Origin of the sequence: Flavobacterium cryoconiti, from assembly GCF_048158645.1 — a bacterium.
In the GTDB taxonomy this organism is placed as follows: Bacteria; Bacteroidota; Bacteroidia; order Flavobacteriales; family Flavobacteriaceae; genus Flavobacterium; species Flavobacterium cryoconiti.
The window spans coordinates 89,926-116,444 of the sequence record NZ_JBLNKW010000002.1 but is presented as its reverse complement, the minus strand read 5'-3'; the positions used below and the strand labels follow the sequence as shown (position 1 = coordinate 116,444).

22 protein-coding genes are annotated in these 26,519 nt (G+C 35.5%); 6 read left to right on the top strand and 16 right to left on the bottom strand.

What is annotated here, in order from left to right; translation table 11 throughout:
• Nucleotides 1-485: 485 nt before the first annotated feature.
• The 14 genes from ACM55H_RS03470 to ACM55H_RS03405 all read right to left on the bottom strand — a co-directional run bounded on the left by ACM55H_RS03470 (nucleotide 486) and on the right by ACM55H_RS03405 (nucleotide 15,956).
• The gene (locus ACM55H_RS03470; RefSeq protein WP_416835185.1) at nucleotides 486-1,718 is read right to left on the bottom strand and encodes an ROK family transcriptional regulator; all 1,233 of its coding nucleotides are present in this window, start codon (nucleotides 1,716-1,718) and stop codon (nucleotides 486-488) included.
• A gap of 285 nt (nucleotides 1,719-2,003) precedes the next feature.
• A complete protein-coding gene (locus ACM55H_RS03465; protein WP_416835184.1) occupies nucleotides 2,004-2,420 on the bottom strand; it encodes a (R)-mandelonitrile lyase in 417 nt (138 codons plus the stop codon).
• Nucleotides 2,421-2,426: 6 nt separating this feature from the next.
• Nucleotides 2,427-3,494, bottom strand: a complete 1,068-nt coding sequence (locus tag ACM55H_RS03460; RefSeq protein ID WP_416835183.1) for an NAD(P)-dependent alcohol dehydrogenase — start codon at nucleotides 3,492-3,494, stop codon at nucleotides 2,427-2,429.
• A gap of 114 nt (nucleotides 3,495-3,608) precedes the next feature.
• The gene (locus tag ACM55H_RS03455) at nucleotides 3,609-4,508 is read right to left on the bottom strand and encodes a helix-turn-helix domain-containing protein (RefSeq protein WP_416835182.1); all 900 of its coding nucleotides are present in this window, start codon (nucleotides 4,506-4,508) and stop codon (nucleotides 3,609-3,611) included.
• A 305-nt stretch (nucleotides 4,509-4,813) separates the two neighbouring features.
• A complete protein-coding gene (locus ACM55H_RS03450) occupies nucleotides 4,814-5,389 on the bottom strand; it encodes an NAD(P)H-binding protein (protein ID WP_416835181.1) in 576 nt (191 codons plus the stop codon).
• Between the two features lie 16 nt (nucleotides 5,390-5,405).
• Nucleotides 5,406-5,996, bottom strand: a complete 591-nt coding sequence (locus ACM55H_RS03445) for a TMEM175 family protein (RefSeq protein WP_416835180.1) — start codon at nucleotides 5,994-5,996, stop codon at nucleotides 5,406-5,408.
• A gap of 29 nt (nucleotides 5,997-6,025) precedes the next feature.
• Nucleotides 6,026-7,006, bottom strand: a complete 981-nt coding sequence (locus ACM55H_RS03440) for an aldo/keto reductase (RefSeq protein ID WP_416835179.1) — start codon at nucleotides 7,004-7,006, stop codon at nucleotides 6,026-6,028.
• Between the two features lie 18 nt (nucleotides 7,007-7,024).
• A complete protein-coding gene (locus ACM55H_RS03435; RefSeq protein WP_416835178.1) occupies nucleotides 7,025-7,405 on the bottom strand; it encodes a nuclear transport factor 2 family protein in 381 nt (126 codons plus the stop codon).
• A gap of 71 nt (nucleotides 7,406-7,476) precedes the next feature.
• A complete protein-coding gene (locus ACM55H_RS03430; protein WP_416835177.1) occupies nucleotides 7,477-7,911 on the bottom strand; it encodes a nuclear transport factor 2 family protein in 435 nt (144 codons plus the stop codon).
• 113 nt (nucleotides 7,912-8,024) lie between these two features.
• On the bottom strand, nucleotides 8,025-8,951 hold the full coding sequence (locus ACM55H_RS03425) for an aldo/keto reductase (RefSeq protein ID WP_416835464.1): 927 nt from the start codon (nucleotides 8,949-8,951) through the stop codon (nucleotides 8,025-8,027).
• Between the two features lie 148 nt (nucleotides 8,952-9,099).
• Nucleotides 9,100-9,999, bottom strand: coding sequence for a helix-turn-helix domain-containing protein (locus tag ACM55H_RS03420; RefSeq protein WP_416835176.1), 900 nt, complete (start codon nucleotides 9,997-9,999; stop codon nucleotides 9,100-9,102).
• 199 nt (nucleotides 10,000-10,198) lie between these two features.
• On the bottom strand, nucleotides 10,199-11,287 hold the full coding sequence (locus ACM55H_RS03415) for an efflux RND transporter periplasmic adaptor subunit (protein ID WP_416835175.1): 1,089 nt from the start codon (nucleotides 11,285-11,287) through the stop codon (nucleotides 10,199-10,201).
• Complete coding sequence (locus tag ACM55H_RS03410) at nucleotides 11,277-14,561, bottom strand: efflux RND transporter permease subunit (RefSeq protein WP_416835174.1); 3,285 nt, start codon at nucleotides 14,559-14,561, stop codon at nucleotides 11,277-11,279. The genes ACM55H_RS03415 and ACM55H_RS03410 overlap by 11 nt, the downstream gene beginning before the upstream one ends.
• Before the next feature lie 12 nt (nucleotides 14,562-14,573).
• A complete protein-coding gene (locus ACM55H_RS03405; protein WP_416835173.1) occupies nucleotides 14,574-15,956 on the bottom strand; it encodes a TolC family protein in 1,383 nt (460 codons plus the stop codon).
• A gap of 164 nt (nucleotides 15,957-16,120) precedes the next feature.
• Here ACM55H_RS03405 and ACM55H_RS03400 point away from each other — a divergent pair, with 164 nt between their 5' ends.
• Both ACM55H_RS03400 and ACM55H_RS03395 read left to right on the top strand, forming a co-directional pair.
• Entirely contained in the window at nucleotides 16,121-17,158 is a 1,038-nt protein-coding gene (locus ACM55H_RS03400) for a sensor histidine kinase (RefSeq protein WP_416835172.1), read from the top strand.
• A complete protein-coding gene (locus ACM55H_RS03395) occupies nucleotides 17,158-17,868 on the top strand; it encodes a LytR/AlgR family response regulator transcription factor (RefSeq protein WP_416835171.1) in 711 nt (236 codons plus the stop codon). Before ACM55H_RS03400 ends, ACM55H_RS03395 begins: the two co-directional genes overlap by 1 nt.
• A gap of 91 nt (nucleotides 17,869-17,959) precedes the next feature.
• On the opposite strand, the gene ACM55H_RS03390 is transcribed toward ACM55H_RS03395, so the two are convergent.
• Together ACM55H_RS03390 and ACM55H_RS03385 are read right to left on the bottom strand one after the other, a co-directional pair.
• Nucleotides 17,960-19,066: an NADH:flavin oxidoreductase gene (locus tag ACM55H_RS03390; protein ID WP_416835170.1), complete on the bottom strand. Its 1,107-nt coding sequence runs from the start codon at nucleotides 19,064-19,066 to the stop codon at nucleotides 17,960-17,962.
• A gap of 6 nt (nucleotides 19,067-19,072) precedes the next feature.
• The gene (locus tag ACM55H_RS03385; RefSeq protein ID WP_305628110.1) at nucleotides 19,073-19,372 is read right to left on the bottom strand and encodes an ArsR/SmtB family transcription factor; all 300 of its coding nucleotides are present in this window, start codon (nucleotides 19,370-19,372) and stop codon (nucleotides 19,073-19,075) included.
• Nucleotides 19,373-19,803: 431 nt separating this feature from the next.
• Between ACM55H_RS03385 and ACM55H_RS03380 the strand changes: the two genes are divergently transcribed.
• The 4 genes from ACM55H_RS03380 to ACM55H_RS03365 all read left to right on the top strand — a co-directional run bounded on the left by ACM55H_RS03380 (nucleotide 19,804) and on the right by ACM55H_RS03365 (nucleotide 26,073).
• The gene (locus ACM55H_RS03380; protein ID WP_416835169.1) at nucleotides 19,804-20,199 is read left to right on the top strand and encodes a hypothetical protein; all 396 of its coding nucleotides are present in this window, start codon (nucleotides 19,804-19,806) and stop codon (nucleotides 20,197-20,199) included.
• A gap of 175 nt (nucleotides 20,200-20,374) precedes the next feature.
• Nucleotides 20,375-21,457 carry an efflux RND transporter periplasmic adaptor subunit gene (locus ACM55H_RS03375; RefSeq protein ID WP_416835168.1) on the top strand — a complete coding sequence of 361 codons (1,083 nt, stop codon included), beginning with the start codon at nucleotides 20,375-20,377 and terminating at the stop codon, nucleotides 21,455-21,457.
• A gap of 22 nt (nucleotides 21,458-21,479) precedes the next feature.
• Nucleotides 21,480-24,650 carry an efflux RND transporter permease subunit gene (locus ACM55H_RS03370; protein WP_416835166.1) on the top strand — a complete coding sequence of 1,057 codons (3,171 nt, stop codon included), beginning with the start codon at nucleotides 21,480-21,482 and terminating at the stop codon, nucleotides 24,648-24,650.
• Nucleotides 24,643-26,073 carry a TolC family protein gene (locus ACM55H_RS03365; protein WP_416835165.1) on the top strand — a complete coding sequence of 477 codons (1,431 nt, stop codon included), beginning with the start codon at nucleotides 24,643-24,645 and terminating at the stop codon, nucleotides 26,071-26,073. Before ACM55H_RS03370 ends, ACM55H_RS03365 begins: the two co-directional genes overlap by 8 nt.
• Nucleotides 26,074-26,519: the final 446 nt, after the last annotated feature.

Here is a 26,519-nt window from a genome sequence, read left to right as displayed (position 1 = left end):
TTTTCCAACCACAGTTCTTTGATGAAGAACTAGCCAGCAATGTTTACAGCATGTGCTGGCTTTTTTTATGGATAACAAATGAATATTTTATAAAAAAGGGCATTCCCAATTTTGTTATTTTTTATATCAGCAATCTTAAAATCTTTCGTTGCATTTTAAGAATATGAATTCTTGCTTTAGTTTTTAGGGGCAATCTTAACCATTAGAAAAAATCATTTCAACAGAAAACATCACAGTCAAAATACGTACAGCGATATTCATCTTAAAAGATAAAATATCTTTTTTGTGATAGTAATTTTGTGCGGAGTTTTTTTTTGGTCTAAAGTTTTTTCTTGATTCTTTGTAAAAGAAAAGGATAGAAAAAAACAATTTTAAAATAGAATTATTTCCGCGTTATTTATTATCACGGTGTAAATATATAAATAAATTTAATAAATACAATGTAGTTATTAAATTATTTTAATAATTAAAATTTAGAAGTAATTTTAATTATTTATTAATGGGGATAACATCTTTTCTTTTATGACACAACAAGCCCCAATAACGCCAGCGCGACGACCTAAAGTCGATTTTTTAAGTTTCATATCTCGGTTCACTAAACCTAAAGAGTATTTTTTTAATGAAGATTGAATAGGTAATAGCGTGTAATCCCCCAGTTGGGCAAAATCACCACCAATCACCAGTAAATCAGGATTAAAGATATTAAGTAGAATTGACAAATAGCGTCCCATTTTCTCGCTTTGTTTTGTAACTAAATCGACACACAAACTATCTTCTAATTTAAAAGCTCCAGCTATAATGGTATGGTGTTGCAAAGCAGGAGAACTTTCATCAAGAACTACTTTTGATTGTTTTCCTTCTTTTAAAGCTGCCTTGAATTGGTTTACTAAGGACCAACCTGAAATTTCAGTCTCCAGACATCCCAGTTTACCACACTGACACATAATTCCGTTATCAAAGATAGTACTGTGACCAAATTCCCCTGAATAACCAGATTTTCCATAATACAGTTTACCGTCAGTGATCATTCCTATAGCAACACCCCAACTGTAATTAAGAAATATTATATTCTGTTCATCATCAACAACACCTTCACAATATTCGCCAAATGTCATTGCTCTTGTGTCATTTTCTAAATGAACAGGCATGTCCAATTGTTCTGAAATAATTTCTGTTAAAGGTCTATTTTCGCTAAAGAAATAATTATAGCTAAATCCTTCCATTGAATTAATACGACCTGAAAAGTTGATGCAAACACCCACAATCATCTTTTTTTCGACAGAGCTGTCTTCTATAAATGAATTTATGAGATTACAAAACTCCAAAAGTGACTCTTGTGTATTTTCTAAAATAAAGGAAGTTCCTAATTCAATACTGACAAATTCGTTTTTAATGTTTTGTAAGCCAATAGACATATTGGCAATACTCACTTCGACCCCTAAAAAGTAAGCGCAAGTTGGATTGATACTATATAGTGAAGGTCGTCTTCCGCCGCTATTGGTGATTTTTCCCAAATCTACTACATAGCCTTCAGGCAATAATTCGTTAACGGCTTTCGTTACCGTTGGAACACTAGATTGTAGCTCAGAACTTAATTCTGCTATTGTAGCATTACCGGCAGACAATAATCGTTTTACGATTGCTTGTCTTAGCATATGCCACTTTTGTCCAGAAAGGCTTTTGTCTTTACTACTGTCTAATAAATCTTTTAAACTCATTATTGTTATTTTTTAAAAAATTTCAATGGGATTGATTTACAAACTTACTATAATTTTTTTTACACAATGATTTAAATCTTATTTCAGTATTAAATAGGTTATCTGTTTACAATAATTAGTATCTCAGAAGTTAGGTTTAATTTGGATTTCCCTGAAGGTAAAAATGGAATTAGTAAAAACTAAAAATCCTGTAAATCATATGATTTACAGGATTTTGTTTTTAATTGGGAATGAATTATGTAGTCACTGGGACTGTAATCGAACACCTTTCTTTGAAAGTCATTCTTACTGTTTGTAACTATTGTATTCTTCATCAGTTACTCTTTCCAGCCAGTCTACAGCTCCTTTTGGAGTACTGGCAGTAATGGCGATATGAGTTAACGTACTATCGGTTGCAGCACCATGCCAATGTTTAACATCGGCTGGTATTTTAATAACATCGCCTCTTTGAATCAATTGAATCGGCTTGCCTTTTTCCTGATAATAGCCAGTTCCATATGTTACAATGAGAATTTGACCTCCCGGATGAGTGTGCCAATTGTTTCTGGCTCCCGCTTCAAAAGTGACATTACCGATGACACTATTAAATTCATTTTCATTCACTAATAATTTAACCCAGGCATTTCCCGTAAAATAATCAGGATTTGCTTTATCACCTTGTGAGAAAATTGGATTTTGTTCGATATTATCTGTTGTGTTCATATTTTTTTAGCTTTTAAGCGACGCCATATCAATTACAAAACGGTACCGAACATCACTTTTTAGCATTCTTTCATACGCTTCATTAATATCCTGCATTTTAATTATTTCAATTTCGGATACAATATTATGTTCCCCACAAAAGTCAAGCATTTCCTGAGTTTCGGCAATTCCGCCAATTAAAGAACCTGCAACTGATTTTCTTCCTAAAATCATAGGAACCGTATTCAAAATAGGTTCCAAACCACCTAAATAGCCTACCAAAACTAAAGTTCCGTTAGTATTTAAAGTACCTACATAAGGATTTACATCGTGAACATAAGGAACGGTATCAATAATTAAATCAAATTTTCCGTTTACAGCACTCATTTGAGTTTCGTCAGTGGAGATAATTACGGCATCTGCACCTAATTCTAAAGCGTCTTTTTCTTTATCAATTGATCTGGAAAAAAGGGTAACTTCTGCACCTAAACCTTTAGCTAGTTTTATGGCCATGTGTCCCAATCCGCCTAAACCTACAACGGCAACTTTACTCCCTTTCCCAACTTTCCAGTGGCGAAGTGGTGACCAAGTGGTAATTCCTGCACATAACAAAGGCGCTGTAGCAGCCAAATCAAGATTAGCAGGTACTTTTAAAACAAAGTGTTCGTCTACCACAATTTTTTCCGAATAACCTCCAAGAGTCATTCCGCCCAAATGCTTGTCAGGGCTGCCGTAAGTCCCAATCCATCCGGTTGTACAATATTGTTCCAGGTCTTTTTTGCAGTTATCGCAGGTGTGGCAAGAATCTACCAAACAGCCTACTGCAGCAAAATCTCCCACTTTTAGTTTGGTAACATCACTTCCTACTTGGGTTACTTTACCCACAATTTCGTGGCCAGGAACAGCAGGATAAGTCGTAAATCCCCAATCATTTCTGGCAGTGTGTAAGTCAGAATGACAAACGCCGCAATACAAAATTTCGATTTCAATATCTTTTGCCGTAATGTTTCTGCGTTGGATATCCATTTGTTTTAAAGGAACATCAGCTGCTACTGTACCGTAAGCCTTTACATTTGTTGTTGTATTTGTATTCATTTTATAGCTGTTTTAATTAAAATATGTTTAATTTTTTGTTTGACTCGATTATGGAATAAATGTATTAAATAATTGGTTATTAATGTGTTAATTGTTAAATTTAGTTGCTAAAAATCAAACATTTCTAAATTTTATGGGGCTTGCTTGAACGTGTTTTTTAAAGAAATTATTGAAGTGGGTTACTTCATTAAAACCTAAGGCAAAAGCAACTTCCGATACTGTCCAGGAAGTTTGTTTCAAAAGAATTTTGGCTTCCTGCAATAGACGTTCGGCAATAATTCGAGAAGTAGTTTTATCGGTAGTTTCTTTTATGGCACGGTTCAAATGATTAACGTGTACATTCAGTTTTTCTGCAAAATCAGAAGCCGAACGCAGATTTACGCTTTGATGGGTTTCATCGATAGGAAATTGTCGTTCCAAGAGTTCCAAAAACAACGTCAAAATCCTTTGCGAGGCATTAAAGGACTGTTTATTCAGTGGTGAAGCAGGTTGCATTTTCATTGCAAAATGAATAATTTCGCTTACAACCGTACGAAGTACATCATACTTATGAATATAATCAGAATCGATTTCATCAAACATACGCAGATATACTTCGTTCAATAGTTGTACCTGTTCATCGTTGAGTTCAAAAACGTGATTGCCATCGGGCTGAAAAATGGAATACTGGTTCAGGTTGCCGTATTGATGAAAAAATGCCTGATCAAACACACAAAAGAAACCACTACGAATGCCTTCAGTATGTTCCCAACGGTAAGGAATTTGAGGATTGGAAAATACCAAAGCCTGTTTTTTTAGTTCGATTGCTTTATCGGCATATTCAATTTTACTTTCACCAATAAGCAACGTTATTTTAAAATAGTCCCTGCGTTTATAAGGTACGGGCTTTGCCTGTTTGCCTAGATAGTTCTCTAACTTAAATACATTGAAATGCCCTATTTCATTGCGAATATTTTCGGGCATCCAATCGTATTTTCGCTTATAAAAATCGGCTATGGTTTCTACGTCGTTCATCTTTTTAATAGTGCTAATTTCAAACAATTTTATTTTTTACTTATCCTTTCAGAAATAGAGTAGGGAAGATAGGTTGCATGGATTTCAATTCTTTTCAAAATTATTTGGGCGTGTCACCATTAGAAAAAGGGGGCAACTCATAATGCCGTTTATTCGCCCCCTTTCCCTAATACTGTCGTGCTGTCCGCGTTACAAGGTAACTAGCTCCCATCACTCACGCAGACACAACAACTTTAAGGGAAAATAACATTGATTTTACTGTACAACATTAATAGTTTTTGTTCACGTCTAAATCGAAACCCCATTTATGAATTAGGTTTATTCACTCCCAGATTTTGCTTCTTAAACTGCTCTGGCGATTTTATAATTTCTGTAATCAATGTAGCCAGACTTTTTCGAGAAATGACAGAACCTTTTTCAGGTGTGCCTTTTTGTGTTGTTTCATAATCTACTTCATTTGCATTGCTAAACCATTCGGGTCTTAAAATGGTGTAATCGAGACCCGATGCTTCAATTGCATCGGCTAATTTTCGGTACGGAACTAAAACAGATTTTAACGGCGTGTCATAAATACCAATTGAACTAATCGCTATGATTTTTTTAACGCCTGTTTCTTGCATAGCAGCAACAATGTTTTTTGTCATTCGCTCCAAATCTCCCGCAAGGTTTACATACACTATATCTTGTCCGTTCATGGCTGTTTTAAGTACTTCTTTATCCAATGCATCACCTTCAATAATTTTACATTTGGAAGTTTGGCTTTTCAGTCTATTGGCTTTTCGTGCGAATAATGTTAGGTTTACCGTTTGGTCATTTACTAATATATCGGTAACTATTTGCGCAATGCCTCCGCTGGCACCAATTATTAACAAATTTTTCATTTTTATAGTATTGTAATTAATCATTTATAATTGTATCGTCCTTACTACCAAATCTATGGTTGGGAATGAACCATAATAACGAAGTCATAACTAATATGATAAAGGCAATTTTTGGCATGCCTAATGTAGCAATTATGGCAGCAACTAAATTGAGAGTAATAGTAAGATAACTTTTGTAATTCCCTTTAAATGCTTTTGAAAAATCCGAATCAAAGCCATGTAAATAACGCAGTTGATACACTAAAATCATATAGGAAATAACACAAAGCGTCAGGATAATTGCATAAAGTGTAACGGTGGTACTTTGAAATGCATTTTCTCCCATCCATGAGGTAGAATAGGGAATGAATGACAGCCAAAACAGACCGAACATATTAGCCCAAAGGATTCTATTATTCACTTTGCGTGCCATATGCAATAAATGATGATGACTGCTCCAGTAAAGTCCAACAAAGACAAAGCTTAAAGCATAGCTTATAAAAATGGGCCAATTTTCCCATAACGATTCCCATTTGGTTTCACTTGGCTGTTTTAATTCCAATATCATGATGGTAATGATTATAGCCATGACTCCATCCGAAAAGGCTTCTAAACGATTCTTGTCCATGATTTTTTGTCTTTTTGAAATAAAATTAATTATTTACCCACTCTTTTTTGCAAGTGTTCCGGATAGCGCGCTCCTTCTATTTGTATTTGGCTGGCTGCTGCTTCTATTTTTTGCAAATCCGAAGTAGTAAGCACTACATTTGCCGCTCCGATATTTTCTGTCAATCGGTGTAGTTTTGTAGTACCAGGAATTGGAACAATCCATGGTTTTTGTGCTAACAACCAAGCCAATGCTATTTGAGCAGGAGTTGCATTTTTTTGTGCTCCTATAGTGTTTAGTAAATCAACCATTATCTGATTGGCTTTGCGGGCATCTGGAGAAAAACGAGGCACGATATTTCTAAAATCAGTACTGTCGAATGTAGTGTTTTCGTCGATTTTTCCGGTCAAGAAACCTTTTCCCAGTGGACTAAACGGAACAAAACCAATACCTAATTCTTCAAGAGTTGGAATGATTTCTAGTTCCGGTTCTCTCCACCACAAAGAGTATTCACTTTGCAGTGCCGCAACTGGCTGAATGGCGTGCGCTTTACGGATAGTTTCTGCTCCTGCTTCCGAAAGTCCCCAATGCTTAATTTTACCTTCTTTGATTAAATCTTGTATAGTGCCTGCAACCTCTTCGATAGGTACAGTTGTATCTACACGGTGTTGGTAAAACAAGTCAATTACGTCAGTTTTTAAGTATTGTAATGATTTTTCAGCTACAACTCTAATCCGTTCTGGTCTACTGTCTTGACCTTTACTGGAATCACCTTCTCTAAATCCGAATTTAGTTGCTATAACTACCTCTTTACGAAAGGGAGCTAAGGCTTCTCCAAGCAATTTTTCGTTATCAGCACCATAGGCTTCAGCAGTATCAAAAAAAGTAACCCCTTGCTCATACGCTGCTCTAATTAATTGTATTGCTTCTTCTTTATTGGTTGCTGGGCCATACCCAAAACTGAGTCCCATACAACCTAATCCAAGAGCGGAAACTTCTAATCCGCCATTTCCTAGTTTTCTTTTTTCCATGATTTCTTTTATTTTAAATTAAAAATTCCCTGATGTAGTGTGGAGATTAACCAATTTCCACTTTTCGTTTTTCTTGGTGTACACTTCGGTATAAACCAGTTTATATAAGCTGCCACCGTTGACCGTGAAGTAGGCTTTTCCCACCAAAACTGCTGTATCTCCATACACTTTGACGGCGGCTTCTTTTTGTTCAATTTTGTTGTAAACAAAATTACCTGATTTCAATTGTTTAATCCATTCGGCTTTGGTTGTCATCTGTCCTGTGATGTGGATAAAAACCAATTCATCGTCAAATAAATCTTCGACTAAGTCTATCCTTCCTTCCGTTTTCCAACGAAATTTTTCCAGCGATAAATGGAGGATTTCAGTTGCAACTATTGATGGTGAAAATACATTCATTTGTGAAAATATTGAGATTGGAATAAATAATTTCATGAAGAGTTTCGTATTTCTTCAAGGTTATGTATGATTTAGTTTGGCAGTACGCTGGCGTGCATTGCCATTATTTTCCATAATTTTTTAGGATTAGGTCTTGTAAACACTTCCATATAGGAAAGATGAAGGACGACAACTTTTCCAGAAATGGTAACTGTAAAACTCCCTTTCCCTACAACCGTAGCTGTATTGTTTATAACAGTTGCAGTATTTTCTTCTACATCAATACGGTTATGTATAAAATCTCCGCTTTTTAAGGTGTTTATGTATTGTTTTTTTGTTTTAAACTCACCATTACTGCTAACAACTATAAATTTATCATCAAATAGATTTTCAAGAGAATCTATTTTATTTTCAACTTCCCATTTAAATATTTGGTTAGATAATTTGAGAATCTCGGTTTCTGTCTGGGATTGCGCAAATACATGGCTTGCGAGTAAAAAAAAGGCAATCGTTAGTATATTTTTCATAATAATTTGAATGTCTTGTTAATTTCTATTTAGGTTTAATTCTCGGAATTTTGTTATTTAGTGTGAAATTTTAAAAAGGCTTATCCTGATTTTTAGGGAAGCCTTTTTACTTTTTAATCTTCCGACATAGAAAGCAAACCTTCACTAAGTCTTGCACCCTGCACATTGATTTTTGACATTTCAGTATCAATTTCCAGAAGATCTTCTTTGGTTAATTCAACGTTTACAGATTTTAAGTTGTCCTCGATGTATTCCACTTTGTCCATTCCTGGAATGGGAACAATCCAAGGTTTTTGTGCCAGTAACCAAGCCAAAGCAATCTGAACAGGTGTAGCATCTTTTTTGCTCGCTATATTTCGCAACAATTCAACAACAGGCATATTGGCTTTTATGGCTTCTGATGTAAAGCGTGGGAAACTGGCGCGTAAGTCGGTGGCACTGTCAAATTTGGTGTCGGTTGTTATATTGCCTGCAAGAAATCCTGTTCCAAGTGGTCCCCAAGGCACGAAGCCAATACCAAGTTCTTCGCAGACTGGCAATACTAATGTTTCCGGTTCTCTCGTCCAGATAGAATACTGATTTTGAACAGCCGCTACTGGATGTATAGCGTGTGCACGACGAATGGTCTCAGCACCGACTTCCGAAAGTCCGTAATGTCTGATTTTGCCCTCCTGTATTAAATCTTTTAGCGTACCTGCAACATCTTCAATCGGCACGTTAGGATCAACACGGTGTTGGTAAAATAAATCAATATAATCTGTTTTCAGTCTTTTCAAAGATTCTTCAGCTACTTTGCGGATATGTTCCGGGCGGCTATTGATTCCTGTGTCTGAAATCATCCCAAATTTAGTAGCGATGATTACTTGCTTTCTAATGGGTTCCAAAGCTTGGCCAACCAAAAGTTCATTACTCAGTGGACCATAGGCTTCGGCAGTGTCAAAAAAGATGATGCCTTTTTCAAACGCTGTACGGATGACATGAATACCATCATTGATATCAACCGCTTTACCTGTACCGAAACTTAAATTCATACAGCCCATTCCCAAAGCAGATACTTCTAAACCACTGTTTCCAAGTTTTCTTTTTTGCATTTCCATATCCTTAATAATTAAATTAATAAATTAGGTTACAAAGGTAGTATGGGATTAGGGCATAGAATAACGAAAAAGAAACGATAAATTACGAAAATCAAACATTCCTGAACTTCATAGGACTTAGCTGAATATGCTTTTTAAAAAAATTATTAAAGTGGGTTACTTCGGTAAAACCTAATGCATAAGCGATTTCGGATACTGACCATGCAGTTTCTCTCAACAGGATTTTTGCTTCCTGTACAATACGTTCCCCAATAATCTGTGAAGTGGTTTTATCAGTGGTTTCTTTTATAGCCCTATTGAGATGGTTAACGTGTACGTTCAACTTTTCGGCATAATCTGAAGCAGAGCGGAGGGATATTATTTGGTGCGGATCATCAATAGGGAATTGACGTTCTAACAATTCTAAAAATAATGTAGAAATGCGTTGGGCAGCATTGAGTGGCTGTTTAGTTAAATTATCTGAAGGAGCCATTTTCAAAGCAAAGTGAACTATTTCAAAAACAATGGTTCTAAGGACATCGTATTTATGTATGTAATCAGAATTAATTTCCTCAAACATACGGTCATAGGTTGCGCTTAAAATTTTTAATTGCTCATCAGTTATTTCAAAAACGTGGTTGCCATCCGGCTGAAAAAGGGAATACTGATTAAGATTTCCATAGTGATGAAAAAAGGCTTGATCAAAAATGCAAAAGTATCCACCGATTATTCGATCTCTTTGTTCCCAACTATACGGTATTTGAGGATTAGAAAATACGATTGCACTCTTTTGTACTTCAACAACTTTATCGGCGTAATGAAATTTTCCATTTCCTTTAACAAGTGTTATTTTAAAATAATCTCTTCGTTTGTAAGGTGCGGGCTTGGCTCCCTTTCCTACATAAGGTTCTAGTTTAAACACATTGAAATGACCAATTTCCTTACGCAGATTATCGGGCATAAAATCGTATTTATTCTCGTAAAATTCTTGTATTGATTCCCCTTTACTCATAAAAACAAATTTACAAAATTCAAACTAAAAAGTATAATTAAACTGCTAATGGAACTGGATATTTTTTTAAATGTTGTAATCAATGGAAAATAGGGTGATAATAACTATAAAAAAATCCACTTTACAGGATGTAAAATGGATTTTTTATAAGTAAGAAACCGAAGAGTATGGAATCGAACCGTGCACCAAATATCAGTGGCTATTCATTTATAATATCACCTTCTTTAGTCTCTTCACTAGCAATTTTAACTAGTTTATCGTTTAGGTTTAAATCACCAAAAATTTCAATTTTATCATCAATTTCTCTTCCTTTTTTAATGGTAATTCTTGATGCTTTATGGTTTGTTACTTTAATGACAAAAGTACCTTCGGCAGCATTAATCACAGCCGATTTTGGTACTACAAAAGTGCTGTCTTTTGCATTCAGCGGCAATAAAACTTCAGCAACCATTCCAGGTAATAAATTACCATGAGTGTTGTTTACGTCCATTTCAACACGTTCGGAACGCAGTTTTAAATCTAAAGCACCAGACATTCTTTGAATCGTGGCTTTAAAGGTATCCGGTAATGATTTTACACTAAAACTCATTTCATCACCTTGGTGCAAATAACCCGTGTACAGTTCTGGAATAGAAACTGCTAAACGCAACTTATTTTGTTGTTGTATCGTCAACAAAGGTAAATCAGAGCCTTTTCCGGAAGGGCCTACATAAGTTCCTAAATTGACGTTTCTAGCAGTTACAATTCCATCAAAAGGAGCACGAATTTCAAGATAACCTCTCATAATCGCAACTTCTTTATGTCCTGCAACTGCTGCTTGGTATTGGGCGTAATCTGAATTTTTCTTTCCGTTAGCCAATTCCAAATCGTTTTTAGAAATAGTTCCTTCTACTTTACTTGTTTCATACAAACGGTTGTAAGTGCTTTTGCTGGTTGCATAAATAGCTTCCATTGATTTTAATTTCGATTCGGCAGCAGCTAATTGTGAACTGATTTCAGGAGCTTCTAAAACAATCAAAAGTTGTCCTTTGGTTACTTTTGACCCAATATCTACTTTTAAAATTTTAACAAAACTACTCACTTTAGCGTACAAATCTACTTGTTGAAAACCAGACAATTCAGCTGGTAAACGCAACTCAGTGCTTAGTTTTTCTTTTTCTAAAAGAAAGGTTTCCGTTTTAGGTTCTATTTCCACAACTGGTTCTTCTTTTTTATTCGAATTGCAACTGTTTAGAAAAAATAGTGCTACAAAAAATAGCATGGTCGATTGTAGTATTTTACTTTTCATTTTCTGATTTTAATGAGGATATATAATGGATGCTTTCTTCGTCTTCAGGATCTAAAGAAATAGATTGTGTGGTTGTTTTTTCTTGTGCCCAAGCAAAAATTAGCGGCAAAATTAGTAAAACGGCAAAGGTCGAAAATAATAATCCACCAATAACGGCTCTTCCTAATGGAGAAACTTGGCCGCCACCTTCACCTTCACCAATTGCCATAGGTAACATTCCAGCAATCATAGCCACACTGGTCATAATAATTGGTCGAAGTCGTAAAGCTGCCGCTTCTCGTGCCGATTCTAAGGCGTTACCATTTATTTTGCGTAATTGCTCGGCATTGGTAACCAGTAAAACGGCATTCGCAATCGAAACCCCAACGGACATGATGATTCCCATATACGATTGTAAATTTAGGGTAGAACCCGTAATCGTTAACATTAATAACGAACCTAAAACTACAGCTGGAACCGTGGTTAAAATTACTAAAGAAACTTTGAACGATTGAAAATTAGCAGCTAGCATTAAGAAGATTACAAAGATGGCAACCAATAATCCGACTTGTAAACTGCTTAATGTTTCACTCAATACTTTACTCATACCAATAGGTTCGATGAATAAGCCACGAGGCAATTCGCCCAATGAGTTTATTGTTGTAGCTACATCTTTTGTTGCCGTCCCTAAATCGGTTTGGTAGATGTTTGCTGTAACGGTAATGTAGGGCATAGCCCCTAAATTGTCATTTTCACCACTTACAAATGAAGGTGTAATTTTAGCAACATCACTCAAAACAGGACGTAACGAATTTTTTAATACTGGAATTTCACCAATATCTGTTTTGCTTTTCATTTTATTCAAAGGAACTTGTACCTGTACTGCAACTGACAAACCTGTTTTTTCATCTATCCACGTGTTTTTCTCCGTATATCTGGAAGAAGAAGTGGAAGCAATTAACGAGCGCGAAATATCATTCATATCCACACCCAATTCGGCAGCACGAGTTCGGTCAATATCGATATTCATTGCAGGATAATGAATCGGTTGCCCAATTTGTACATCTCTGAAATAAGATATTTTCTGAAGCTTCTCGACAATTTGATTGGCGTAGGTTTCATTTCGTTTTTTATCTTTTCCAGCAATTCTAACTTCAATAGGAGTTGGCGATCCTTGACTCAAGACTTTATCCGTAAGTTCAATAGGTTCGAAAGTGACTTTTACATCAGGAAGAATTTTTTTTATTCTAGCTCTAAGATCATCTTTAAAATCATCCATATCGGCTTCGTAATCTTTCAAACTAACTTGAAAAACAGCCTCATGCGAACCCGCCATGAATAAATAAATGGGATTAATGGAGAATAAGGAAGGGTGTTGCCCCACGTATACCGATGAAATTCCGATATGTTCTTGACCCACCATTTTCTTTAATTCTTTCAAGACTAAAACCGCTTTTTCTTCGGTACGCTCTAAGCGTGTTCCTACAGGAGCTCGCATTCTAAGCTGAAACTGACTCGAATTTACCTTTGGAAAAACATCTTTTCTAATATAAGTAAGAAATACTACGGCCAGAAGTGTAATTCCTATGAGATAAACCAAAGTGGTTGCTTTTTTGTGTGGAAAAAGACGATCTAAGGTTTTCATAAATCGGATTCTGAATCTTTCAAAAACACCTATTTTTCCATCATTATTGAAATCGTCTCTTTCAATCATTACTTTTTTCTGACTGATTAAATCCTTCTCTGATTCAGGAGTTAATCCGCAAGCATTAAACTCGGCTTCATCATCAGTAATATTAGGGGCATGTTCTGTTTTTGGATGTTCTTTCATCAACCAATTCGCCATAACGGGCACAAAAGTTTGGGACAGTAAAAACGAAATTACCATTGAAAACCCAATCGCTAACGCTAAAGGTAAAAACAACGCTCCGGGAATTCCAACCATGGTAAAAGCAGGAGCAAAAACGGCTAAAATACAAAGTAGAATCAGCAATTTTGGCAATGCAATTTCTTTACAGGCATCCCAAATGGCAAGTGCCTTGGGTTTTCCCATGTCAAGGTGTTGGTGAATGTTTTCGATTGTTACCGTACTTTCATCCACTAAAATTCCGATAGCCAAAGCCAGTCCGCTCAAGGACATCAAGTTGATGGTTTGTCCGAATAATTTCAAAAATAAAACACCAGCAATAATGGATATTGGAATCGTTAAAATTACGATTAATGCGGCACGTCTGTCTCCCAAGAATAATAAAACCATCAATCCAGTCAACACCGCTCCGATAATTCCTTCGGTAACTAAACTTTTAACCGAATTGATAACATAAACCGATTGGTCAAATTCGTACGATAATTTTACATCTTCAGGTAATGTACTTTGAATTTTTGGCAATTCAGACTTTAATTTCTGAACTACATCCCAAGTCGAAGCATCTCCCGCTTTTGCAATACTAATATAAACCGAACGTTTTCCATTTACCAAAGCATAACCAGCCGTAATATCAGCTCCATCTTTTACGGTCGCGACATCACCAAGAGTCAAGTTTTGAACGCTGCCTTTAAACAATGGTATTTTCTCAAAATCTTTAACTTCTTTAATCGTATTATTAGTAGGGGTAATGTAATTTTTATCCCCAATTCGCACGTTTCCGGAAGGAGCCGTTTGGTTGTTCAATTTTATAGCTTCCACAATTTGATCAGGTGTCATATTATGCGAACGCAACAAATCTGGATCTACGTTGACCTCAATGGTTCTTGGGCTTCCGCCAAAGGGAGCCGGAGATAATAAACCTGGAATGGAAGTAAAATAAGCACGAACATACACATTTGCTAAATCTTGCAGTTCATTATTGGATCTAATTTTACTACTCAGTACCAATTGCCCGATTGGTAAAGAGGAAGCGTCAAAACGAATGATAAAAGGCGGTTGTGTACCCGGAGGAAATGCTGCTTGAACTCTATTGGATAAAGCACTCAATTCAGCAGCTGCTTGCGCCATATTGGTATTTTCGTAATAGGTCAATTTCATGATCATCAAACCCTGAATATTCTTGGTTTCAACTGATTTTACGCCATTGGCAAAAGGAAGAATGTTGACATAATTTTTAGCAAAATAAGCTTCCATTTGGTCTGGAGTGTATCCACCAAAAGGATGTGCAATATAAATTACCGGCAAATTCATTTTAGGAAGAATATCTACCTTAATGTCTTTGATGGCCCCGATTCCGAAGAAAAATAAACCTGCAACCAATACCAGTATCGAAATGGGTTTGCGGAGTGCAAAACGTATTAAATTCATTAGGATCTTTAATTAAAATTCATTTATAAATAAGTCAAAATTGCCTGTGGCAGCCGCTTTAAGCAAAAAGGATTGCCAAACATTATTATTGACGATATCACGATCAATTTCGGCACGATTCAAAGTGTATATAGTTTGCGTCAAATCGGTCAAAGTGGTTAATCCGTTTTTATATAAAGTTGATTTTTGCAAATAAGCTTGAGCGGCAGCATTGACTTGTACTGGAGCCTCGGCATAATTGTCTAACGTAATTTTTATTTTATCATCGGCTAAACTCAATTGTGATTTTAGTTCTCGATCAATCTGGTTGTACTCTTCTTGCAAACCTTGCGAAATAAACTTTTGGGCGCTAACTTGTTTGCTCATTCGGAACGGAGTAGTTAAATTCCAGCTAATCCCGACTCCAACTAAATAATTAGTACGATCGGGATTTACACCATCCAAATAATTTCTGTTAAAAGAAGTTTGATTCGTTCCATAATCCGAATTAAATCCGGAAGCTCTTGTTTGTAAAACGCCAAACATACTCATGGTTGGGTAGTAAAAACGTTTGTACAATTTAACTTGTTGATTGCTATAGTTAATCTTCGTTTTATAATATTGAAGTAGCGGATGCAAGCTATCAGAAGCAATTCCAGTTAATAATTCTTTCGGAATTTGATTTACAAAAAGAGTATCCACAACAAAATCTTGCGGGGCAACTCCCATCAAATCGACTAATTTATTGTTTTGTTCCTTCACAAAATTTTTAGCCAGATTTAAAGCTATTTTAGCTTTCGAAACTTCGGCTGTTGCCAAAGTAGAATCCACTCCGGCGAGTAAACCGTTTTTCACTCTTGCAGCTGCCGTTCTTTTGAAAACGTTAGCACGATCTAAATTCTTTCGCTGCGAAATCAATAATCGTTGACTGGCTAATAAATTCAGATAAGCCGCTGAGATTTTGATTTCTTGTTGAAATTTTTCTTGTTGCAAATCGTTTTCACGACTCTGAACATCAATTTTGGCCAGATTAATTTTTTGTTGTGTTTTCCCAAAAGTGAAAAAGTCCCAGTTCATGTTGACTAAATAAAGGGCACCAAAGGCAGCATTCCAGTTTTGTTCCGGTAATGCAGGTCCGGAAGAAGCAGTTCCTAATCCATTAAATCCGTATAAAGCACCATTTTGCCCGTTAATCGTTCCGTAATCTTGTTGTGCGGACAGATTAAGATTGGGCAAATAATCACGCTGTGATTGTTTTAGATTTTCTCGCGAAGCATTGGCGTAGTTGCTTTTTGCTTTTATCGAACCATAGTTTTCAAGTCCAGTTTTTATAGCTTCTTTTAAAGACAAGGTCTGTGCAAAACTAGTGGTGGCAAAAATCAAGAAAAATAATAATGTGATTTTTTTCAAATGCATAAATCTTAAAGTATAAAATTATGAAGCAAAATTATTTCTCTTAGCCCAATATTTGCCCCGTTAAATGATGTAATGCAATAATAAATGACCAATTCAATTGGTCATTTATTACAAATATAAATTAAATATTTGTGCTTAATTTGCAAACTATTTAAGTATTAATAATGAGTAAAAAAATTGATAACATAATGGATAACCAATGGTGGCAAGAAATTGCTGTTGTTGCCTTTTCATTTACGCTTTTTACCTTAAAAAATGATTGGATGTTATTCAGCTCGTTGAGCTCTATTTCTTTGGGTATTTTTTACTATTTCATCTTATATTTTCACGCACAATTCAACCGTTTTTTTCTTTTACCAATATTATTTAAGGCGCAACGTCCTTTAGCATATTTGCTCGTTTCAGTCATAGCAGTAGTTGTTTTTTCGGTACTTTTATATGAATTTTCCACTTTTGAGATATTTAATAATTCGTATTTGTATCAAACTTCACATCAAAGAAGTTACGTCTATCAATTGGCCAGTATATTAGGAACATTAGTTTGCATTTTGAGTCCGATTATTGTTTTTAAATTCTACAGAATTCATAAAAAACAAACCGACGAAACCTTGCTGTTCAACCAAATGCAATTGAATTCGCTTCGCGGACAACTGAATCCTCATTTTTTATTTAATACGTTTAATACACTTTACGGAATTAGTTTAGAATTTCCTGATCGAACGCCTGATTTGATTATGAAAGTGTCACAATTAATGCGGTATCAACTCGAAAGTAATAGTAAACAATGTGTCTCTCTTGAAGAGGAACTGGAGTTTATCAACAGTTACATACAACTTGAAAAAGAACGTGTAGCTTACCGATGTGATATTACCTACGATTGTAAAATTGATAATGAAAATGCTTATAAAGTTGCACCCATGTTATTGATTGCTTTTATTGAAAATGCATTCAAACACGGAACTTGCGCTATCGAAAAATGTTTCGTTCGCATTATTATTACCGTCGAAAATGGGTTGCTACACTTGCATGTAGTCAATTCAATTCCAAATAAAAAAACAGGGGTGGTTTCGACTAAAATTGGCTTAAAAAACACCATCGAGCGGTTGAACCTAATTTATGGAAAAGACTATAAATTAGACATTCAAGATGATAAAAATACGTATATTGTAGATCTTAAATTGCAGCTCAAAAAGTTTGTATAATGAAAGAAACCAAAAAATGCATTATTGTTGATGATGAGCCAGCAGCACATTATGTTTTGGTAAATTATATCAAACAGAATCCACAATTAGAATTGGTTTTTCAAGGGTATAATGGTATTGAAGCCATGGATTATCTTCGAGAAAATAAAGTCGATTTGATGTTTTTAGATATCAATATGCCTGAAATTACTGGAATTGAATTGCTAAAGATTATTCCAACACATCCCAAAACAATTTTAACAACTGCTTATTCTGAATTTGCTCTTGAAAGTTATGATTATGGCGTCATTGATTATTTATTGAAACCCATTTATTTCCCTCGTTTTTTAAAGGCTGTTGAACGTTTTTTCTCTACAGAAAACAGTAAAATCAAAACGGAGGAAGTGGTAGTCAATTCGGTAAACGTGAAAGTGGATGGTTATTTTATGGATATCGAATTAAATCAGCTTTTGTTTGCACAAAGTTTTGGTAATTATGTGAAATTGCACACTTTAAAAAAAACATATTTAGCTTCAATTACTACCACTGAATTCGAGAAATGCCTTCCGGAAAAAAACTTCATGCGCATTCATAAATCGTATATTGTAGCTTTAGACAAAATTGAATCTACCGAAAAAGATTTTGTCATCATTAAAAAAGAAAGATTACCTATCGGTATTACTTATAGAAGAGAATTGTCTGATCGATTGAAGAATCAAATGATTTTATAAAAAAAGAGAGAAATTACTAAAATTTCTCTCTTTTTGGTTTGACTATTACAAGATGAATTTCTTATAAAAATAATTTTTAGGTCTTTAAATATTATTCCAATACTAATTCACCTAAAGCTTCTTTGCTAAAGCCTTTTAGTTGGTCATTTTTTCCTTCTTTTATTTTGGCAACCCAATTCGGATCTGATAAAAGTGGTCTTCCAACGGCTACGAGGTCAAAATCTCCTCTGTCCAAACGCCTTGTTAATTCATCTAAAGAGGTTGGCTGTGAACTTTCACCTGCAAAAGCGCCAAAGAAATCTCCAGAAAGCCCAACAGAACCTACAGTAATAGTTGGTTTACCTGTTAGTTTCTTAGCCCATCCTGCAAAGTTAAGATCATTGTCTTCAAATTCAGGTTCCCAAAAACGACGTTGTGAGCAATGTAAAATATCGACACCGGCATCAATCAACGGGCTAAGCCAAGCTTCCATTTCTTGAGGTGTTTTTGCCAGTTTAAAAGTATAATCCGATGGTTTGAACTGTGAAAGTCTCATAATCACTGCAAAATCTTCGCCCACTTGTTTTCTAATTTCTTTAATCACTTCTACCGCAAAACGAGTACGTTCTGCTAAAGTTTTTCCACCGTAATTATCGGTACGTTGATTTGTTGCATCCCAGAAAAACTGATCTATCAGATAATCATGAGCACCGTGTATTTCAATACAATCAAAACCTAATCTTTTGGCATCAGCCGCAGCTTTTCCAAAAGCTAAAATGGTATTTTCGATATCATTTGTTGTCATCGTAGTCCCGTTGCTAAACCCAGGTCTGTTTAATCCTGATGGGCCTTCAAATGGGACTGGAGGAACCCAACCGGAATGATGATTATCCATGATACCCATGTGCCATATCTGCGGTCCCATCTGTCCACCTGCTGAATGCACGCTATCAATTACTTGTTTCCATCCTGCCAAGGATTTATCTCCATAAAAGTGAGGCACATTAGCATCGTTTGAAGAAGAAGGTCTATTGATAACCGTTCCTTCAGATAATATCAAACCTACTTCACCTTCAGCTCTTTTTTGATAATAAGCCGAGACTTCATCTGTAGGTACTCCATTTGGAGAAAAAGAGCGCGTCATAGGCGCCATTACAATTCTATTTTTAAGATTTAGCGTCTTCAAGTTGAAGGGCGTAAACAAACTATTTGTATTCATAATTATTTATAGATTAGATTCGATTATTTTGCTGAGTGCTGTAAATGCTTTCTCGTTGCGCTTGTAATATGTCCATTGCCCAACACGAGTTGATTCGATGAACCCGGCACGTTGTAGTATTGATAAATATTCTGAAACCGTTGATTGGGTTAGTCCTGCTTTGGCCTGAATTTGTCCTACACAAACACCATGCTCAAAACCTGCAGCCAGTTGTTCAGGGAAATTTATTTCAGGTTCTTTTAGCCATTCCAGCATTTGTAATCTGGACTTGTTTGATAATGCTTTAAATATTTCTATATGATCCATACTGCAAATATATCGACTTTTCCCGATATATCTATTTAAAGAAGTTTATTTAGGATATTTTTAAGAGATAGTACCAATTAGCTTTTTCGCCGACTAATCGTTTAGTCTAGAAAAAATCACCTTTAAAATCATGATTTTGGAGCTTTATCGAGATATTTTTCGAATCATTTTATGCAAGATTTGAATAAACTTACTCATTTTAAAACATTGATTTATTAAGTATTTTAATAATCCAGAAAAGTGGTTTAATGTTCTGAAAAGTTTAGTAAGTTTAAATTTATTAACTGTTTTGTGTTCAATTATTTATTTTAGAAAAATTTATTTCAGATTAATTAATGAAAACGTTTTCGTTACTTTTGCTTGTTAAATCCAACACAATTTCTTCCTTTCCTTTCAATTTTTTCAATTCTTTTATTACTTTTGGCTCCCAAATGAGAGTAGTTGTATTTTTTGTATATCTGTGTATCCATCTGCTAGGCGGAGGGAGTTATCTTCATGCAGATACAAATCATAGCCACATCAGCCATGTTTTAACTCCGAATCTTGTAAAAAACCAGCAAGCAAAACTTACAAATAAAAATCAAAGTAGTATCGTAATTGAGTATACTGATTTAGATTTAGATGAGGAATACTCCAGCGGTAATGATATTAAAGACGGAGTTGCTAATAAATTTTTTGCTGAAAAAGACAGTTTGCTTGATAGCTGGTATTTGCCAGTCTCTCAATTGTCTATTTCAAATTATTACTTCAAGCGTTTTAAAATCTTCATGCCTTTTTGCGGCAATTCATCTGCTATTTATATCATAAACAGCGTTTTAATTATTTGATATACCATACATCGGTTACAAAAGGTATGTTTATGAATACCTAAATGTGGATGTATAGTAACCAAATTTCCTTTTGCACGACAGTTTAGGTCTCGCCCTGACAACTGATGCCTTTTTCCATCCAAATAAATTCCCGAATTCACTGCGTTAAATCGCACCAATTTTATTTAAAACCATGAAGAAAAATGCCCTTTTTACTGGCTTTATAGCCCTGTTGTGCTTAATAAGCTGTACAACTAAAAAAGAAGAAAAAGAAGAAACAGTTAAATTCACGGTAACCAATCCTGCCGTAATCGACACTTCGTTTACCAAAGAGTATGTTTCGCAGATAAAATCTGTACGAAATATTGAAATCCGAACACAAGAAAAAGGGTTTCTGCAAAACATTTATGTTGACGAAGGGCAAGCTGTAAAAGCGGGTCAGCTATTGTTCCGAATTATGCCCAAAATGTATGAGGCCGAATTGCTAAAAGCACAAGCCGAAGCAAAAAGTGCTGAAATAGAACTTTTAAATGCCAAAACACTTGCCGACAAAAATGTAATTTCCAAAAATGAACAAGCTATCGCACAAGCCAAGCTCGCACAAGCGAGAGCCGAAGTAGCCATGGCAAAGCTCCATTTATCATTTACCGAAATCAGGGCACCATTTGCAGGAATTATCGATAGACTCCCAAAAAAAATAGGAAGTTTAGTTGAAGAAGGAGAATTATTGACTAGCCTTTCTGACAATAGTAAGATGTTTGCTTATTTCAACGTTTCTGAACCCGAATACTTAGAATATCAAGACAATATAAAAGGCCGTGGCGATAGTCATGTAAGCTTGCTTTTGGCAAACGGAAAACCTTTGAAATATAAAGGAAAAGTAGAACTTATAGAAAGCGAGTTCGATAGCGAAACTGGTAATGTCGCTTTTAGATCTAGCTTCCCAAATCCTGATAAATTATTGAAAAACGGAGAAACCGGTAAAGTTTTGATGACCGTTCCTGTTAAGAATGCTTTGGTAATTCCTCAAAAAACAACTTACGAAATTCAAGATAAAAAATACGTTTTTGTGGTGGATAAAAACAATGTTGTCAGATCAAGAGAAATTACCATTACTGGCGAAATGCCCGATTTATATGTAGTGAAAAGTGGTCTTGCGGCAACTGACAAGATACTACTTGAAGGCGTTCAGAAAGTGAAGGATGATGACAAAATCAAATACGATTTTGAGAAACCAGAAGAAGTGCTGAATCATTTGAAATTAAAAGCAGAATAGACGTAATCTTAAATCATAAAAAATGTTTAATAAATTTATAGAAAGACCCGTACTGTCGATAGTAATATCGCTGATGATTGTCTTGCTTGGTATTTTGGCAATGACCCATTTGCCCGTTACCCAATTGCCTTCTATTTCGCCCCCAAAAGTAAATGTAACAGCAGAATATCCTGGAGCAAATAATGAGTTATTGATTAAATCGGTTGTTATTCCTTTAGAAAGAGCCATCAATGGTGTTCCTGGAATGAAATATATTGCATCGGATGCAGGTAATGACGGAGAGGCATCTATACAAGTAATATTTAATTTAGGAACAGATCCTAATCAAGCCTCTATCAACATTCAGAATAGAGTTGCATCTGTTGTAAATAAACTGCCACCGCTTGTAGTTCGAGAAGGGGTGAAAATTACTAGAGAAGAATCGAATAATTTAATGTACGTTAACTTGTATAGCAAAGATCCAAAGATGGATCAAAAGTTTTTATACAACTTTACAGATATCAATATTCTTTCGGAACTTAAAAGAGTCGATGGCGTTGGTGATGCAGATATTATAGGAAATAGAGATTATGCAATGCGAGTTTGGTTGAAACCAGACAGAATGCTGGCTTACAAAATTTCTGCTGATGAGGTCATGAAGGCTTTAGAAGAACAAAGTTTAGAAGCATCGCCAGGAAAAACTGGAGAAAGTTCTGGAAAACGCTCACAAGCCTTTGAATATGTATTGAAATATTCAGGACGTTTTACTACTCAAGAACAGTACGGAAACATTATTCTAAAATCGAATCCAAACGGAGAAATACTTCGTCTTAAAGATGTTGCCAATATAGAATTTGGAAGTTCGATGTACGATATTTATTCAAACCTGAACGGAAGACCATCGGCGGCAATTACCATAAAACAATCTTACGGAAGTAATGCAAGTCAGGTTATTAAAGACGTAAAAGCAAAATTAGCCGAAATCAAGAAATCATCATTTCCTAAAGGAGTTGATTATGAAATAAGTTATGACGCTTCTAAATTTCTTGATGCTTCTATCGAAAAAGTAATTCATACCTTGGTGGAAGCCTTTATTCTGGTAGGATTGGTAGTTTTCTTATTTTTAGGAGATTGGCGTTCTACAATTATTCCTGCCATTGCAGTACCTGTTTCGCTTATTGGAACATTTGCTTTCATGCAATTTTTTGGAATCACGATCAATTTGGTTACGTTATTCGCCCTTGTTTTGGCTATTGGTGTCGTTGTCGATGATGCTATTGTGGTCATCGAGGCAGTACACGCCAAGATGGAAGAAGATCATATAGGCCCACTCAAGGCTACCAAAAAAGCAATGCACGAAATTAGTGGTGCCATTATAGCCATTACGTTTTTGATGGCAGCGGTGTTTATTCCTGTTGCTTTTATGTCTGGTCCAGTAGGTATTTTTTACCGTCAGTTTTCTATCACAATGGCAACAGGTATTATATTGTCTGGTGTTGTGGCACTAACTCTTACACCTGCACTTTGTGCGATGATGCTTAAAAACGCTCACGGTGTACCTAGAAAGAAAACGCCTTTGAACAATTTCTTGGACGGTTTTAATAATAAGTTCAACCAACTTACAGGTAAATATCAAGGAATACTTGGGAAAATAGTTAACAAAAGGTCTATCACCTTTATTGCCTTCATCTCTTTTTGTATCGGAATCTTTTTCTTAAACAACAGTCTTCCAACAGGATTTATTCCAAACGAAGACCAGGGAATGTTCTATGCGATTATACAAACACCTCCGGGCTCTTCATTAGAAAGAACCAATGATGTGGCTTTAAAATTGCAAAAAATTGCAGAAAAAATCGAAGGAGTACAATCGGTATCTGCTTTGGCCGGATTTGAAATCTTGACAGAAGGAACAGGTTCTAATTCTGGAACTTGTTTGGTTAACCTAAAAAGTTGGGAAGATCGGGAGCATTCGGCAAATGAGATTATGAAAGAACTCGAGGAAAAATCCAAAGATATTACGGGAGCTACAATTGAGTTTTTCCAACCACCAGCCGTACCCGGTTATGGTGCAGCAGGTGGATTTGAATTGCGTTTGCTGGACAAAGCTGGTTCTGGTGATTATAAAAAAATGGAAACCGTAAATAACGATTTTGTAAAAGAATTGAATAAACGACCAGAATTATCATCAGTATTTAGTTTTTATAGTGCCAGTTTTCCGCAGTATATGATGAAAATCGACAATGATATTGCCCAGCAAAAAGGAGTTTCGATTGATAATGCCATGAATACACTTTCGACATTGGTAGGTAGTAATTATGAAATTAGTTTTATCAAATACGACCGACAATACAAGGTAATCGTTCAAACATCGCCAGAATACAGGGCTTTGCCAGAAGATATTATGAAATTGTATGTTAAAAACGATCGTGACGAAATGGTGCCGTTTTCGGCTTTTATGAAAATGGAAAAAGTATATGGATTGTCTGAAATCACAAGGCATAATATGTACAATGCCTCTGAAATTAGTGGACAATCGGCACCAGGATTTAGTAGTGGAGAATCTATCAAAGCGATTCAAGAAGTTGCCGAAAAAACTTTGCCAAGAGGATTTGGTATAGACTGGGCAGGTATTTCTAAAGATGAGGTAGGTCGTGGTAACGAGGCTATTTACATCTTTTTAATCTGTTTGCTCTTTGTTTATTTGGTTTTAGCCGCTCAATACGAAAGTTTTGTGTTGCCTTTTGCCGTGATTTTATCACTTCCAGCAGGTATTTTTGGATCGTTTCTATTGCTTTCAATATGCGGTTTAGAAAACAACATTTATGCTCAGGTTGCCTTTGTTATGCTTATTGGTTTACTGGGTAAAAATGCGGTTTTGATTGTCGAGTTTGCTGTTCAAAAACACGAAGCTGGAGCCACCATTTTAGAAGCTGCCATGGAAGGTGCCAAAGTAAGATTTCGTCCTATTTTGATGACTTCATTTGCTTTTATTGCGGGATTAGTTCCATTGGTATTTGCAAGTGGCCCAGGTAAAATTGGTAATAGAACCATTGGTTCTGCTGCGCTTGGGGGAATGCTTTTAGGAACTGTTATTGGAGTATTGCTTATTCCGGGATTGTATTATATCTTCGGAAGTATTGCTGCAAAAATCAAGATGGTAAAAAAACAAAATAACAATCCATTAACCGAAGAAATTGATAATAATCATGCATAAAATCAAGTTACATAAATATATTATCCCGCTAGGCATTTGCCTAGCGGTGGTAAGTTGTACTCCGGCTATTGCACCGTTGACAGCAAGTAAACCTGTTCCTGAATCATTCGATAAAAGTACGGATACAACTACTATTTCAGCCACTCCTTGGCGCACCTATTTTAAGGATCAGAATCTGGTAAATTTGATCGATTCAGCCTTAAAAAACAATCAGGAATTGATGATTACTCTGCAGGAAATTGAGATTGCAAAGAATGATATCCGTGTAAAAAAAGGATTGCTCTTACCATCAGTTGGTTTAGGGGCAGGAGCAGGAGTTGAAAGAGTAGGAAAGTATACCAGTCAAGGAGCTGGGGATGCATCTGCGGAGATTACACCGGGTCATATAGTTCCAGAAGTATTACAAGATTACAAACTGGCAGCTTATGCCCACTGGGAAGTTGATATTTGGAAAAAACTGCGCAATTCTAAGAAAGCTGCAGTGAGCCGATATTTATCGACTGTTGAAGGTAAAAACTTCGTGATTACGAACCTTATTGCTGAGATTGCTGATTCTTATTATGAATTGCGGGCTTTAGATAGCCAATTGGATATTGTAAGACAGAACATCACACTGCAATCTAACGCTTTAGAAATCGTAAAAATTCAGAAAGAAGCTGCTAGAGCAACGGAATTGGCCGTTCAAAAGTTTCAGGCAGAGGTAATGGCTTCCAAAAGTATGGAGTTTGATATTCTTCAAAATATAAAAGAAACGGAGAATAAAATCAACTTTTTGCTGGGGCGTTATCCGCAGGATATAGCGAGGGATAAAAGTAATTTTTTAAGTTTAGTACCTTCTGCTGTCAATTCCGGAATTCCTTCGCAATTATTGTCTAATCGTCCAGATATCAAACAAGCAGAATTAGAACTGGCTGCTGCAAAGCTAGATGTAAAAGTGGCTAGAGCCGAGTTTTATCCTTCATTAGATATTTCTGCAGTAGTAGGATTAAATGCTTTTAAACCATCGTACTTGTTTACGCTTCCAGAGTCGGTACTTTATTCTCTGGCCGGAGATATTGCCGGACCACTTATCAACAGAAATGCAATCAAAGCCGAGTATAGTTCTGCCAATGCACGACAACTTCAGGCTTTATATAACTATGAGCGTACCATTCTAAATGCCTATCTGGAAGTTTCTAACCAGCTTTCTAAGATCAGTAATATTGGAAAAAGCTATGACTTGAAATCGCAACAAGTAGCTGCATTGAATCGTTCGATAGATGTTTCTAATGACTTGTTTAAGTCTGCCAGAGTTGACTATTTTGAAGTTCTGATGACGCAACGTGATGCATTGGAATCCAACCTAGAGTTGATTGAAACCAAAAAAGAACAACTTAATGCCGTAGTCCATGTTTACAGGGATTTAGGAGGAGGTTGGAAATAAGAAATATTTCAAATTTAAAGAGCCAGTCAATTTTGACTGGCTCTTTTTTATTGGGGCCTTGTCACGTCTTAAGATAGCGATGCATATTAGTCTTTAAATATTATTCCAACTTTAATACTGCATCTTGCGCTACAATCTTTGCATTTATAAAGAGGCATAAATACTCCACTTGCTTTCAATTTGGAATAGTATTACTTTTTGCTGCCACAATCATGGGAAACTGGTTTGGACTATACTTACAAGTCTGATTTACAAATTCCTATTTTTTACATTCTCCCTTTTTGTTATTGGTAAAAAAAGGATTTAAATATTCTTTTTTCATCTTCAATTTCTTTTAAACATTTGATTTGTCCAGTTTTTGATTTAAAAGAACAATTTTTCATCTTGAATAATTTCAATATTTGCATATCAATATTAAAAACAGTTAATAATTATGTTTTGTGTAA

Coding starts and splice junctions, on each gene's coding strand:
- ACM55H_RS03455 (WP_416835182.1), bottom strand. CDS start 4,508: ATGAACGACGTAGAAACCATAGCCGATTTTTATAAGCGAAAATACGAT.
- ACM55H_RS03375 (WP_416835168.1), top strand. CDS start 20,375: ATGAAGAAAAATGCCCTTTTTACTGGCTTTATAGCCCTGTTGTGCTTA.
- ACM55H_RS03365 (WP_416835165.1), top strand. CDS start 24,643: ATGCATAAAATCAAGTTACATAAATATATTATCCCGCTAGGCATTTGC.
- ACM55H_RS03405 (WP_416835173.1), bottom strand. CDS start 15,956: ATGCATTTGAAAAAAATCACATTATTATTTTTCTTGATTTTTGCCACC.
- ACM55H_RS03440 (WP_416835179.1), bottom strand. CDS start 7,006: ATGGAAAAAAGAAAACTAGGAAATGGCGGATTAGAAGTTTCCGCTCTT.
- ACM55H_RS03370 (WP_416835166.1), top strand. CDS start 21,480: ATGTTTAATAAATTTATAGAAAGACCCGTACTGTCGATAGTAATATCG.
- ACM55H_RS03385 (WP_305628110.1), bottom strand. CDS start 19,372: ATGGATCATATAGAAATATTTAAAGCATTATCAAACAAGTCCAGATTA.
- ACM55H_RS03450 (WP_416835181.1), bottom strand. CDS start 5,389: ATGAAAAATTTGTTAATAATTGGTGCCAGCGGAGGCATTGCGCAAATA.
- ACM55H_RS03415 (WP_416835175.1), bottom strand. CDS start 11,287: ATGAAAAGTAAAATACTACAATCGACCATGCTATTTTTTGTAGCACTA.
- ACM55H_RS03445 (WP_416835180.1), bottom strand. CDS start 5,996: ATGGACAAGAATCGTTTAGAAGCCTTTTCGGATGGAGTCATGGCTATA.
- ACM55H_RS03420 (WP_416835176.1), bottom strand. CDS start 9,999: ATGAGTAAAGGGGAATCAATACAAGAATTTTACGAGAATAAATACGAT.
- ACM55H_RS03380 (WP_416835169.1), top strand. CDS start 19,804: ATGAGAGTAGTTGTATTTTTTGTATATCTGTGTATCCATCTGCTAGGC.
- ACM55H_RS03435 (WP_416835178.1), bottom strand. CDS start 7,405: ATGAATGTATTTTCACCATCAATAGTTGCAACTGAAATCCTCCATTTA.
- ACM55H_RS03465 (WP_416835184.1), bottom strand. CDS start 2,420: ATGAACACAACAGATAATATCGAACAAAATCCAATTTTCTCACAAGGT.
- ACM55H_RS03430 (WP_416835177.1), bottom strand. CDS start 7,911: ATGAAAAATATACTAACGATTGCCTTTTTTTTACTCGCAAGCCATGTA.
- ACM55H_RS03410 (WP_416835174.1), bottom strand. CDS start 14,561: ATGAATTTAATACGTTTTGCACTCCGCAAACCCATTTCGATACTGGTA.
- ACM55H_RS03395 (WP_416835171.1), top strand. CDS start 17,158: ATGAAAGAAACCAAAAAATGCATTATTGTTGATGATGAGCCAGCAGCA.
- ACM55H_RS03460 (WP_416835183.1), bottom strand. CDS start 3,494: ATGAATACAAATACAACAACAAATGTAAAGGCTTACGGTACAGTAGCA.
- ACM55H_RS03400 (WP_416835172.1), top strand. CDS start 16,121: ATGAGTAAAAAAATTGATAACATAATGGATAACCAATGGTGGCAAGAA.
- ACM55H_RS03390 (WP_416835170.1), bottom strand. CDS start 19,066: ATGAATACAAATAGTTTGTTTACGCCCTTCAACTTGAAGACGCTAAAT.
- ACM55H_RS03470 (WP_416835185.1), bottom strand. CDS start 1,718: ATGAGTTTAAAAGATTTATTAGACAGTAGTAAAGACAAAAGCCTTTCT.
- ACM55H_RS03425 (WP_416835464.1), bottom strand. CDS start 8,951: ATGGGCTGTATGAATTTAAGTTTCGGTACAGGTAAAGCGGTTGATATC.